At 73.8% G+C, this 12,525-nt stretch carries 11 protein-coding genes; 4 read left to right on the top strand and 7 right to left on the bottom strand.

Annotated features, from left to right (window positions below; genetic code table 11):
- Positions 1-23 precede the first annotated feature (23 nt).
- The 7 genes from LWC33_RS13375 to LWC33_RS13345 all read right to left on the bottom strand — a co-directional run bounded on the left by LWC33_RS13375 (position 24) and on the right by LWC33_RS13345 (position 8,049).
- The gene (locus tag LWC33_RS13375; protein ID WP_308190944.1) at positions 24-704 is read right to left on the bottom strand and encodes a DUF998 domain-containing protein; all 681 of its coding nucleotides are present in this window, start codon (positions 702-704) and stop codon (positions 24-26) included.
- Between the two features lie 6 nt (positions 705-710).
- A complete protein-coding gene (locus LWC33_RS13370; RefSeq protein WP_233304683.1) occupies positions 711-1,529 on the bottom strand; it encodes an ATP-binding protein in 819 nt (272 codons plus the stop codon).
- Positions 1,530-1,601: 72 nt separating this feature from the next.
- Entirely contained in the window at positions 1,602-4,508 is a 2,907-nt protein-coding gene (locus LWC33_RS13365) for an FAD-binding and (Fe-S)-binding domain-containing protein (RefSeq protein ID WP_372476606.1), read from the bottom strand.
- Positions 4,509-4,512: 4 nt separating this feature from the next.
- Complete coding sequence (locus LWC33_RS13360; protein WP_233304682.1) at positions 4,513-5,049, bottom strand: FmdB family zinc ribbon protein; 537 nt, start codon at positions 5,047-5,049, stop codon at positions 4,513-4,515.
- 69 nt (positions 5,050-5,118) lie between these two features.
- Positions 5,119-6,408 carry a hydroxyacid-oxoacid transhydrogenase gene (locus LWC33_RS13355; protein ID WP_233304681.1) on the bottom strand — a complete coding sequence of 430 codons (1,290 nt, stop codon included), beginning with the start codon at positions 6,406-6,408 and terminating at the stop codon, positions 5,119-5,121.
- Positions 6,405-7,217 (bottom strand): N-acyl homoserine lactonase family protein, encoded by an 813-nt coding sequence (locus tag LWC33_RS13350; RefSeq protein ID WP_233304680.1) that lies wholly within the window; start codon positions 7,215-7,217, stop codon positions 6,405-6,407. Before LWC33_RS13350 ends, LWC33_RS13355 begins: the two co-directional genes overlap by 4 nt.
- A 106-nt stretch (positions 7,218-7,323) precedes the next feature.
- Positions 7,324-8,049, bottom strand: coding sequence for a GntR family transcriptional regulator (locus LWC33_RS13345; RefSeq protein WP_233304679.1), 726 nt, complete (start codon positions 8,047-8,049; stop codon positions 7,324-7,326).
- A gap of 226 nt (positions 8,050-8,275) precedes the next feature.
- Here LWC33_RS13345 and LWC33_RS13340 point away from each other — a divergent pair, with 226 nt between their 5' ends.
- From LWC33_RS13340 to LWC33_RS13325, 4 genes are all read left to right on the top strand, one after another.
- Positions 8,276-8,611, top strand: a complete 336-nt coding sequence (locus LWC33_RS13340; RefSeq protein WP_233304678.1) for an ANTAR domain-containing protein — start codon at positions 8,276-8,278, stop codon at positions 8,609-8,611.
- Between the two features lie 2 nt (positions 8,612-8,613).
- Positions 8,614-9,534 (top strand): 1,4-dihydroxy-2-naphthoyl-CoA synthase, encoded by a 921-nt coding sequence (locus tag LWC33_RS13335; protein ID WP_233304677.1) that lies wholly within the window; start codon positions 8,614-8,616, stop codon positions 9,532-9,534.
- 102 nt (positions 9,535-9,636) lie between these two features.
- The gene (menE, locus tag LWC33_RS13330) at positions 9,637-10,788 is read left to right on the top strand and encodes an o-succinylbenzoate--CoA ligase (RefSeq protein WP_372476605.1); all 1,152 of its coding nucleotides are present in this window, start codon (positions 9,637-9,639) and stop codon (positions 10,786-10,788) included.
- A 134-nt stretch (positions 10,789-10,922) separates the two neighbouring features.
- Positions 10,923-12,525, top strand: a 1,603-nt coding sequence (locus LWC33_RS13325; RefSeq protein ID WP_233304676.1) for a DUF8814 domain-containing protein, incomplete at its 3' end; no start/stop codon positions are given.

The raw sequence follows: 12,525 nt of genomic DNA, 5'->3' as shown, positions 1-12,525 counted from the left end.
GGACGCGTCAATCGCGGGACATCTCACGTGACGGCGGGGAATCCCCGACGGCATCGGGGGAAGTCGCGACGGGTGTCGGCCGGCCGGCGGCGAGCCCCCCACAGCGCCAGTGCGACCACGAGCAGTACCTCCGTGAGTGCCAGCCCCCGCTCGACCAGGCCCAACGGGACTGCCTGCCACCAGGACACGCCGGTGAACGGGCGCTGCACGAAGCCGACCAGGATCGGGGTGAACCACAGCAGGGACGCGACGCCGAGCCACCGGACCCATGCGGCGTTCCGGTCCCAGGGCCCCACGTCCGGCACGGCAGCCCGGCGGTACCGGCGGGCGACGAGGACCGCCGCGACCGGCAGAGCGAGGAAGGCCGCCAGGCTGGCGTAGCGGTGGATGGTGCCGCCCACGCTCGCTCCGACGGCCCAGTTCGTCTTCTCGAACACCACGACCGCGACGAGGCCCGCGGCGGCCAGCACCAGGCCGGCCGAGGCACCCGACACCACGCGGAGCAGGCCCGCCCGCACCAGGGCGACCGGCACACACAGCGCCGCGCCGGCGAAGGCCAGCACGCCCGCGTCGAAGATCGGCTCGAGGTCCGTGTGCAGGGCGTACTCGCTGATGGTGCGGCGGACGGGGTCGACCCGGCCGGTTCCCGGTTCCGGCCCGGGCCACTCCCGCCCGTGCCGATCGACCCGGCCGACCCTGCCGATGCCGACCTACGCGGTACGGGGGCGCTGCACCGGCACCACGGGCGCCGGGACCAGCGGGAGCATCGCCTCGACGAGGGTGCCGGGCAACCCGCGGCGGACCGTGCAGGCCCCGCCGACGGCCGCGGCCCAGCCGCGCATGGCGCGCACCCCGGCGCCGGCGGTGAACCCGGCCGGGACGCCCGGTCCGCGGTCGGCCACCGTGACGTCGAGGAAGCTCCCCCGGGCCCGGACCCGGACCCGGGCCGGTGCGCCCGGGGCGTGCCGGGCGGCGTTGCCGACCGCCTCGACGGCGATCCGGTAGGCCGCGACCTCGACGGCCGGGTGCAGCGCGGGCAGTGGCCACACCTCGACGGCCGCACCGCCGAGGGCGCGGGCGGCGGCCGTGAGGGCCACGACCAGACCACCGGGCACGCGGTCGCCGGTGAGGTCGCGGGTCGCGTGCACGGCGGCGTCGGCCACCGACGCCGCCCGGACGGCCCGCGCGAGCTGCCCGGCCAGCGCGTCGAGCAGCAGGGCGTCGCGGCGCCGCACGGGCGGCAGCACGAGCGCGCCGACGGTCTCGACGCCGTAGCCCAGCGGGACCCGCTCCACGTGCTCCGGCCACGCCCCGACGCCGGTGACGATCCGGCCGTCGACCTCCAGCGCGGCGAAGGGCACCCGCAGCGTCTCGGCCACGGTGGCCACCAGCGAGCCGAGCCACGTGGTGGACGTGCCGCGGGCGGGGCCGCCCTGGGTGATCTCCCGGACCGTGCTCATGAGGCCGTTCATCGCGGTGCTCCCGTCCGTGCCGTCCGCCCGGGACATCGCCGCGAAGATCGTCGGCATTACGCCGGAGGTGACACGAGTCGGCCGTCCACCCGGTCGAGTGAGGTGGACCGTCCGACAGCAAGCCCGTCCTTACCTCTGCAGACCCAACGCCCGTGCCGCCAGCTGGGCGAGGTGCACCGGTTCGCGGGTGCCCGCCTGGCGCAGCTGCGTGCGGCAGGAGAACCCGTCGGCCAGCACCTCGGTGTCGGGCGCCGCGCCGCGGACCGCCGGCAGCAGCACGCGCTCGGCGGCGGCCATCGAGACCTCGTAGTGGCCCTTCTCGAAGCCGAAGTTGCCGGCGAGGCCGCAGCAGCCCGAGTCGAGCACCTCCGCCTCGATGCCGAGCGCGGCCATCACCGCGCGGTCGGCCTCCGAGCCCAGGTCCGCGTACTGGTGGCAGTGCAGCTGGACCAGCGCCCGCGTGCCCGGGCCCGGGACGGCCGCGCGCAGCTCGTCGACGTGCCCGGCCAGCAGCTCCGCGAACGTCCGCACGCCACCGGACATCGCCTTGGCCAGCGGCTCCTCGGGCAGCAGCTCCTCCCCGTCGGCGCGCAGGGCCGCGGTGCACGAGGGCTCCAGCCCGACGACCGGCACCCCCTCGGTGAGCCACGGCTCGATCGTCCGCAGCGAGCGGCGCAGCACCCGTCGCGCCGCCCCGACCTGCCCGGTCGACGTCCAGGTCAGCCCGCAGCACACCCCGCGCGGCGGTAGCTCGACGGCGTAGCCGAGGAACTCCAGGACGGCCACGGCGTCGTCGGCGATGCCCGGGTCGAAGTGGTCGGTGAACGTGTCCGGCCACAGCAGCAGCCGCCCGCGCGAGGCCTGTTTCGCCGGGCCCGCCACGAGCGCGCGGGACCGGGCCGCGGTGGTGAACGTCTCGCGCGCGATCGCCGGGATCCCGCGCTCCGGCGCGATCCCGCCGGCCCGCTTGGCCAGCCCGGCCAGGAACGGGATCCGGGCCAGCGCGTTGAGCCCGTCGACCGCACCCGCCGGCAGCTTCCCGACGAGCCGCAGCCACCGCGGCAGCGCCCCCATCGAGTAGTGCGAGGCGGGGCGCAGCTTGTTCTTGTACCGGTTGGCGAGGAACTCGGTCTTGTACGCGGCCATGTCCACGCCGACCGGGCAGTCGGTCTTGCAGCCCTTGCAGGACAGGCAGAGGTCGAGGGCGTCGGCGACGTCGTCGTCCTGCCAGCCGCCGGTGACCACCTCCCCGTTGGCCATCTCGAACAGCAGCCGGGCCCGCCCGCGGGTGGAGTGCTTCTCGTCGCCGGTCGCCCGGTAGCTCGGGCACATCACGCCGCCGTGCGCGGTGACGCACTTGCCCACGCCCAGGCAGCGCCGGGTCGCCCGGGTGAACGAGCCGCGGTCGTGGCCGAAGGCGAGCTGCGGGTCGTCGGCGAGGGTCGGCATCCCCACGAAGATCCGCAGGTCCTCGTCCATCCGCGCGGACCGGACGATGCAGCCGGGGTTCATCCGGTCGTCCGGGTCGAAGACGCCCTTGAACTCCTCGAACGCCGCGATGACGTCCGGCGGGTACATCCGGGGCAGCAGCTCGGAACGGGCGCGCCCGTCGCCGTGCTCGCCGGAGAGCGAGCCGCCGTGCGCGACGACCGCGTCGGCCGCGTCCTCCATGAACGCCCGGAAGTTCGCGATCCCCGGCTCGCTGAGCAGGTCGAAGTCGATGCGGACGTGCAGGCAGCCGTCGCCGAAGTGGCCGTAGTACACGCCCTTGCGCCCGTGCCGCTCCAGCACCCGGTCGAACTCGCGCAGGTAGGAGCCGAACTTCTCGGGCGGGACGGCCGCGTCCTCCCAGCCGGGCCAGGCCTCGCCGCCGTCGGGGCTGCGGGTGAGGATGCCGGCGCCGTCCTCGCGGATCCGCCACAGCGCCTTCATCCGCTTCGGGTCGGACTCGACGACGGCCTCGGTCAGCCCGTACGGCCCCATCGCCTTCGCGACGGCCCGCGCCTTGTCCTCGGCCTCCTCCCGGGTCTCCCCGCCGGTCTCGACGTAGAGCCAGCCGCCACCCGGCGGCAGCGCCTTCCAGCCCGTCTCGACGGGGTTCTGGGCGCGCAGGGCGGCGATCAGCCCGGCGTCCATGCCCTCGATGGTGAGCGGCGCGTGCTGTCGGACGACCATGACGTTGTCCGCGGCGACGTAGGCGTCGGGGAAACCGAGGACGGCCAGGGCGCGCGCCGGCGGCGACTCGACCAGCTTCATGGTCGCGGCGACCGTGGTGGCGAGCGTGCCCTCGCCGCCGACCAGGGCCCGGGCCAGGTCGAACCCGTTCTCCGGGAGGAGCTGGTCGAGGTTGTAGCCGGACACGCGGCGGGTCAGGTCGGGGAAGGAGCTCCGGACGCGGTCGCCCACCCGGTCCGCGAGCGCTCGCAGCCGCGCGGGGATCTCGCCCGCCGGCAAGGCGGTGTCGAGCCGCTCGCCGCGGTAGGTGAGGACCTCCAGACCCACGGTGTTGTCGACGGTCTTGCCCCAGGCCACCGAGTGCGACCCACAGGCGTTGTTGCCGATCATCCCGCCGATCGTGCAGCGGTTGTGCGTCGACGGGTCCGGGCCGAAGGTCAGCCCGTGCGGGGCCGCGGCGTCGCGGAGCTGGTCGCAGATCACCCCGGGCTGGACGCGCGCGGTGCGGGCCTCCGGGTCGATCTCCAGGACCTTGTTCATGTGCCGGGTGAAGTCCAGCACCACCGCGGTGTTGACGGCCTGGCCCGCGATCGAGGTGCCCGCGCCGCGGGGCAGCACGGGGACCTGGTGCTCGCGGCAGACGGCCAGCGCCGCCGCGACGTCGGCCTCGTCCCGCGGGGAGACGACGCCGATCGGGACCTTGCGGTAGTTCGAGGCGTCGGCCGACCACATCGCGCGGTGCGCGGGATCGAACCGGACCTCCCCGCCGACGACCCGGCGGAGGTCGGCGGCCAGCGCCGCGGCGGCGCCGGTCTCGCCCGCGTCGGGCGCGGCGGGGTGGGTCGGGACGTGCGCACTCACGGGTTCAGTCTGACCGGGCGGGCGGCATGGGGCTCGGGGCGGGGGCGGCCCCGCCGGTTCCACCGGCGCCGTCGGACTTCGCCGGGGCGGCCGGCTTCTCGGCGTGGCCGTGTCCGTGGCCATGACCGTGGCCGTGGCCGTGCCCGTGACCCGCGACGCCCTGGCCGGGCATCGGCGCCGTGCCGGACAGCTGGATGTCGCCGGCCCGCAGGGGCGCGTCGTGGTACTTGCCCTCGTGGGCCAGGATGGGCCGCTGGTCGCCCGCGATCTCGGGGTACTTCTCCTCGAGCTTCTGCCGCGCGTCCCAGGTCCGGCGCATCGTGTCGATGTACTCGGAGCTGCCGTTGTAGACCCCGCGCCAGGTCTGGGGCATCTCGTCCTTGCTCAGGCCGGGGCTGGCCTGGCCGCCGAGCGAGAAGCCGGCCGGGACCTTGCGGGTCTCGCCGCCGCAGACGGGGCAGCCCGGGGTGGTGGTGTCGGACATGGACGCCAGGTGCTCGAAGCGCACGCCGCACTCGCACCGGAAGACGTAGATGGGCATTTCCGCAGGTCCTTAGAAGGTCGTGGGCGGCGGCCGCCCGCGCTGGTGGGGCAGCCGCCGCTCACGGGGTCACCAGTTCTCGACGGACTTCGTGAGGATGTCGGCGATGTCGTCCTCGGACGGGGTCCGCGGGCACGTCGCGAGCAGGCGCTGCTGCTTCATCGTGCCGGGCACCAGGTCCGGGACGTCCGACTCGGAGTAGCCGACCCCGCCGATCCCGTTCGGGATGCCGATGTCCTGCATCAGCCGCACGAGGACGGACGGCAGCTGCTCCTTGGGGTCGTTGACCTTGTCGGCCCGCGGGTCCATCAGCTCCGCGGCCCGCAGGTGCCGCTCGGGTGCGCTGTCGAAGGAGAACCGGAAGGCCTCCGGCGCGGTGAGCGACACCGACTGGCCGTGCGGGACCATCGGCTCGTCGGGCGGGTAGCCCTCGGGCACGTAGTCCTTGACCATGCCCGCGATCGGGTAGGCGTTGGCGTGCGGGATGTGCACGCCGGAGTTGCCGAACCCCATGCCGGCGAAGGTCGCCGCCATCATCATGTTCGACCGGGCCTCGACGTCCTCGGCCCCGTCGTGCACGGCCTTGCGGAAGGACTGCGCGATGAGGTTCATCGCCTTCTCGCACCACAGGTCCGACACCGGGTTCGAGCCGCAGTACGTGACCCGCTCCTCGGGCTTCTTGCGGTCGAAGGTCGCGTACCAGCGCGCCGTGTAGCTCTCCAGCGCGTGGCAGACGATGTCCATCCCCGCCGACGCGGTGACCTGCGGCGGGAGCGACATGGTCAGCAGCGGGTCGATCACGGCCAGGGTCGGGCGCAGACGCCAGTGGCTGATCCCGGTCTTGACCTTCATCGACAGGATGTCCAGCACGCACATGGCGGTGGACTCGGAGCCCGTGCCGGCCGTCGTCGGCACCGCGATCAGCGGCTTGAGCTGACCCGGCGGCACCTTGGCGTTGCCGATCGGCTTGTTGATGTAGTCCATCAGCTCGCCGGGGTGGCTGGTCAGCAGGTTGATCGCCTTGGCGGTGTCGATGGCCGATCCGCCACCGACGGCCACGAAGCCGTCCCACGGCCCCTGCGCCCGGGCGTACTCGGTCGCCTTGTTCATCGAGTCGTCCGTCGGCTCGACGTGCACGCCGTCGAAGATCTCGGAGTCGATGTCGTAGCGCTTGAGGTTGTCGGCCAGCCGCTGCGGCGCACCGAGGGCGTTGACGCCCGGGTCCGTGACGATCAGGACCCGCCGGACGCCGTACCCGCTGAGCTCGAAGCCGACCTCGTCGATCGCGCCGGCGCCGAACTTCAGGGGCGGGGCGCCCCAGGTGAAGATCGTCTCCTCGGTCAGTTCGGGGGTGGTCACGTGTACGAGCCCTCCGGCGCCTTGCGGAGCTCGTGGATCTGCTGGGCGTCGTGCCCGAAGACCATCGTCGCGTTGGTCTTCTCCTGGATCCCACGGAGCTTCTCGACGGACTGGAACCACTGCTCGAGGTTGTTGACGATCGCCGCCGGGGCCGCGGGCGGCCCGTAGCTCTCGCCCATGTAGACCGCGTCCGAGGTGAAGATCATCGTGCCCGAGTCCGGCAGGTCGACCTGCATCGACATGCAGCCGACGGTGTGGCCGGGGGCCTGGATGAGCTTGACGCCCGGCAGGAGCTCGGTGTCGCCGGAGACGGTCTCCCAGTTCAGGCCCTCGTAGTCGGCCTTGAGGTGGGCGCCGTTGAAGTCGCCCTCGAAGTTGAGCGCGAAGTCCTTCTCCTTGTCCGAGCAGATCAGCTTCGCGTTGGTGTTCTTGAACATCTGCGCGTTGCCGGCGTGGTCGAAGTGCAGGTGCGAGAGCACCACGTAGTCGATCTCGTCGAGGCCGACGCCCATCTTGTTGAGCTGCGCGTCGAGGTACTCGTCGTCGGCGACCTTGTCGTAGGGGAAGAACTCCTGCAGGCCGGTGGGCTTCCACCGGGTCTCCCAGTCGCTGGGACAGCTGGTGTCCCACAGCACCTTGCCCTCGTCGGTCTCGACGAGCACGCAGTGCGTGGGCACCTCGACCCAGTTGATCGGGGATTCCTTCTGGCCGCGGGGCATGATGCTCACCCCGGGCTTGAGCAGCAGGAACGTGAGGTCGGCGTGCATCGCCCCGCACGGGATGATGCTCAGCTTGTTCGCAGTGGCCATCGTGGTCCCTTCGGCGCTGGAGGGTCGCGCGCGTCACACGCGCGATTCCCTGGGAACCGTGGCATGTGGCATGCCACTCGTCAACGCATGGCGATGTCTCGATCGGTCAGTCGTGGTCACGGGCCGGACCCGTCCAGTCGAGATCGATGTCGACGGCCGCCAAACCCGGCCCCAGGTCCGCCCCCGCCTCCTGCGCGATGAGCAGCTCGGCGGTGTGCCGGACGTGCTCGCGCATGGCCTTCGCCGCCCCCTCGGCGTCGCCCGCCTCGATCAGGTCGAGGATCGCCCGGTGCTCGGCCACGATGTCGTCGAGGCTGCGGGACGCGCGTGCGGTCGACACGCCGCGGCGCAACACCATGTCGCGCAGTCCGTCGACGAACGCCGCCAGGCGCGCGTTGCCCGAGGCCTCGAGCAGGACGCGGTGGAAGCGCCGGTCGTGCTCGAACATCGTGAACTCGTCGTCGGCCCTCGCGGCCTTCTCCATGTGGGCGAACATCCGCCGCAGCTCGCGCCGCTGGTTCCCGTCGAGCCGGGTGGTCGCGCGCCGCACCGCCGGCGGCTCGAGCAGCAGCCGCAGGGCGAAGACCTCCTCCAGGTCGTGCAGGGAGGTGAGCAGGATGCGGACGCCGCGGTTGCGCTCGAAGCGCACCATGCCCTGCTGCGCGAGCTTGATCAGCGCCTCGCGGACGGGCGTGCGCGACACGCCGAGCTGGGTGGCGAGGTTCTGCACCGAGTGCAGGCTGCCGGGCGCCAGCTCACCGCTGATCACCGCGGCGCGGAGCGAGGCGAGGACCTGCGCGTTGACACTCGTGGTCTCGGGGAGCTGCTTCATCGGGTGCCACCCTGCACCGGGGCGAGAGTGGCATGCGACACGTCACCGGTCAAACGCCGACCCGCCGGGCACCGCACGGACCCCGGCGCGACACCGCAGGGACGCCGGGATCTTCCCGGGGTGTCCGCACCGGACTCCGGCCACCCACTTGATAACGTCTTGCGGCGCAGGTCCAGCAGCGAGGCCCGCGGTCCCCGGTAGACCGAGACCCGCTGGACAGGTGGACATGCCCGACGACCTCGATCCGTCGCGCCCGGACGAGGCCTCTCGCGAATCCGAGCTGCTCGAACGTGTCGTACAGCTCGAGACCGCGCTCCGCAGCCGACCCGCCATCGAACAGGCCAAAGGCATGATCATGGTGGTCCACCGCTGCGACGACGAGCAGGCCTTCCGGGTGCTGATCGCCGTCTCCCAGAGCTGCAACCGCAAGCTCCGTGAGGTCGCCGCCGAGATCGTCACGGCGCTCCCGGTCGACAAGCCGCTCCCGCCCGACATCGCCGTCGCCTTCGACAACGAGGTGCGCAGGCTGCAGGCGGGGGAACGCCGCGCACTAGGTTCCTGAACGTGACCAGCCCGGCATCCGACTTCGTGTCCGAGACCTTCGATCCCGCGGCCTGGGCGGCGGTGCCGGGGTTCTCGTTCACCGACATCACCTACCACCGGGCGGTGGACTGCGGGGTGGTGCGGATCGCGTTCGACCGCCCCGAGGTCCGCAACGCCTTCCGCCCCCACACCGTCGACGAGCTCTACACCGCCCTCGAACACGCCCGCACGACGGCCGACGTCGGCTGCGTGCTGCTCACCGGTAACGGCCCCTCCCCCAAGGACGGCGGCTGGGCGTTCTGCTCCGGCGGCGACCAGCGCATCCGCGGCCGCACCGGCTACCAGTACGCGTCCGGCGAGACGGCCGACACCGTCGACGCCGGCCGGGCCGGGCGGCTGCACATCCTCGAATGCCAGCGGCTGATCCGGTTCATGCCCAAACCCGTCATCGCCGTGGTCAACGGCTGGGCCGCCGGCGGCGGGCACTCCCTGCACGCCGTCGCCGACCTCACCCTGGCCTCGGCCGAGCACGCCCGGTTCAAGCAGACCGACGCCGACGTCGGCTCCTTCGACGGCGGCTACGGCTCGGCCTACCTCGCCCGCCAGGTCGGGCAGAAGTTCGCCCGCGAGATCTTCTTCCTCGGCCGCCCCTACACCGCCGAGCAGATGCACCACATGGGCGCCGTGAACGCCGTGGTCCCGCACGCCGAGCTCGAGGCCACCGCCCTGCAGTGGGGCCGGGAGATTCTCGGCAAGTCCCCGCAGGCCCAGCGGATGCTCAAGTACAGCTTCAACCTCATCGACGACGGCCTCGTCGGGCAGCAGCTGTTCGCCGGCGAGGCGACCCGGCTGGCCTACATGACGGACGAAGCCGTCGAAGGCCGGGACGCCTTCCTGCAGAAGCGCGACCCCGACTGGTCGCCCTACCCCTGGCACTACTAGAACTCTCGCGAGAACCCCCGCCGCGCCCGTGCGCGGTCGTTGGTGCCCGAGCACCGCTGACCGCGCACGGGCGGGTCGGGCGCCGGTGGGATCCTGGGGATCATGCGTCCCCTGCACGCGCTGCCCCTCGACGGCTCCCCCGACTCGCTCGACGCCCTCGTCCGCGCCCTCGACGCCGCGCTCGACGGGACCGGCCCGGCCGTCGTGCCGGGCGCGGCCACCGCGCCGGCGGCCGAGGTGCCCGAGGAGGTCGCGGTCGTCATCTCCACCTCGGGCTCCACGGGCACGCCCAAGCACGTGATGCTCAGCGCGGCGGCCCTGACCGCCTCGGCCCGCGCCACGGAGGCCCGGCTCGGCGGCCCCGCCCGCTGGGTGCTGGCGCTCCCGGCCGAGCACGTCGCCGGGGTGCAGGTGGTGCTGCGTGCCCTGCTCGCCGGCGCCCCGCCCGTCGTCCAGGACCTGCGGGAGGGCTTCCGGCCCGCGGGGTTCGCGCGCGCCACCGGCCTGCTGCCGCACGGCGCCCGCCGCTACACCAGCCTCGTACCCACCCAGCTCGGTCGCGTCCTCGACGAGGGCGGCGCCGCGATGTACGCCCTGGCGGGCTTCGACGCCGTGCTGATCGGCGGGGCGGCGCTCGCCCCCGCCCTGCGCGCGCGGGCCGAGGAGGTGGGCATCCGCGTCGTCACGACCTACGGGATGAGCGAGATGTGCGGCGGGTGCGTCTACGACGGCGTGCCGCTCGACGGCGTGCGGGTGGGGCTGGCCGCGGACGGGCGCCTCTCCCTCGGCGGGCCGATGATCGCGGAGGGCTACCTTGGTGACCCGGAGCTCACCGCCGCCTCCTTCGTCGACGGCATGTTCGTGACCGGCGACCTCGGGCAGTGGGCCGGCGACCGGCTCGTCGTCCTCGGCCGTGCCGACGACGTGATCGTGACGGGCGGGGAGAAGATCGCGCCCGCCGCGGTCGAACGGGTCCTCGCGGCCCAGCCCGGTGTCGGCGCGGTCTGCGTGGTGGGCGTGCCGGACCCCGAATGGGGGCAGGCGGTCGTGGCCGCCGTCGTCCCGACGGGGACCGGACCGGACGTCGAGGCGCTCCGCGCGGCCGTCCGGGCGGCGGTGGGACGCGCGGCCGTCCCCCGACGGGTGCGCCTGATGCCCGAGCTCCCGCTGCGGGGCGTGGGCAAGCCGGACCGCGCGGCGATCGCCGCCCTGCTCTCCACACCCGATCCGGTGGGAGACCGCCCGAAAAGATGACGGATCGTGACACCCCATGGGGGTTGTCACTCTCCGTTGATTGACGGTTACACCTTCATCCGATTGCCTGCTTCCCCATACGGCACTTCTTCACCTGCCGTCACAGGAACCACATGGGGGACGGGGGAGCACGGATGCGAACGAGGTGGCGTGCGGGCCTGGTCGTGGCCGCGGCGACGGCACTCGCGGCCGGCGGGGTCGCGCCGGCGGGCGCGAGCGGAGGCGGCTCCTCCACGACCTGGTCCGCGGACCTGGCCACGGGCGAGGCCGCCGGGGTCACGGACGACGGCGACGGCGTGCGGCTCGACCCGGCGACGGCCTTCACCGCGCCGGTCGAGCAGGGCGGGGCGACCGAGGAGGCCACGCCCGCCGACGCCGTACCGACCGGGCTGCTCACGCTCGCGCCGCAGGAGCTGGGCCGGCCGACCTCGCGGGTCGACTCGGTGGTCGACGGCGACCTTCCGCCCGGCACCACGGCGTCGGTCGACGTCCGCGGGCGCACCCCGTCGGGCCACTGGACCGAGTGGATCCCGGCGACGGCCTCGGGCGCGGACTCCGGGAGCGTCACGCTGCCGGGCTCGACCTCCGAGGTGCAGGGGCGGCTGGTGCTCACCGGCACCCCGCAGGGCGCCGCCCCCAGCGTGCGCGGTGTGACGCTCACCGCCGCGGCCGCGCCGGCGACGGAGGGCGGGCCGGACCTCACGGAGAACGCCCCGTTCAGCGCCGGCGTCTTCGCCACCCGTGAGGGGCTCGTCGGCGGCACGACCTCGAACGGACACGTGATCGCCGACCGGGACCACTTCGTCGCGCTGCCCTCGCGCCGCGCGCTCTCCCCGCGTGACACCAGCGACTACTCGGTGCGGGTGTGCGCCCCGAACGGGCGCTGCGCGTTCGCGCCGGTGTGGGACGTCGGGCCCTGGAACACCCGCGACGACTACTGGAACCCGCCGGGCCAGCGCCAGGACTGGAAGGACCTGCCGCAGGGCGTGCCGCAGGCGCAGGCGGCCTTCCGCGACGGCTACAACGGCGGCAACGACCAGTTCGGCCGCAAGCTCGTGAACCCCGCGGGCATCGACCTCGCCGACGGGGTGTTCTGGGACGCACTCGGTCTCAAGGACAACTCGCAGGTCCAGGTCGACTACCTGTGGACGGGGTCCGTGCGGCTGTCGAAGGTCGAGTCGGACTCCGAGGACGGGATCGCGCAGGTCCGGTCCGCGCCGTCGGACGACGCGGAGGTGGTCGGCGTGGCCGCGGACACCGCCGACGTGCCGGTCCAGTGCGCGACGGGCACCGGGGCGGACGCCTGGCTGCGGATCGGCGTCGGCCAGTTCCTCAGCGCCTCCGTGCTGCCGGACGCCGCCGACGTGCCGGCGTGCGACGACGCGGGTCCCGGCGCGGGTCCCGGCGCGGGTGCCGGCGCCGGTGCCGCGGGAGCGGGCTCCGGCGCGGCGGGTGCGGGCTCGGGGGCCGCGGGAGCGGGCGCCGGCTCGGCGGACCCGGCGGGGCCCGCGGACACGTCGGCCCCGGCCGACCCGGCTGCCTCGTCGGCACCGGCGGCGCAGGACGCGGCCAGCGCCGAGGTCGGCGGATCCGCCGCGGTGCGGGCGGGCGCCTCGACCGTGAACGGTGACCCCGTCGCCGGATCGGCGCCCGCTCCCACGGCCCCCACCGCATCCACGACCCCCGCTGCCTCCGCAACTCCCGCTGCCTCCGCACCTCCCGCTGCCTCCGCAACTC

The sequence above is a fragment of the Pseudonocardia terrae genome (assembly GCF_021343995.1).
Classification (GTDB): domain Bacteria; phylum Actinomycetota; class Actinomycetes; order Mycobacteriales; family Pseudonocardiaceae; genus Pseudonocardia; species Pseudonocardia terrae.
The sequence above is the reverse complement of the archived record's forward strand: the minus strand, read 5'-3'. Positions and strand labels throughout refer to the sequence as shown.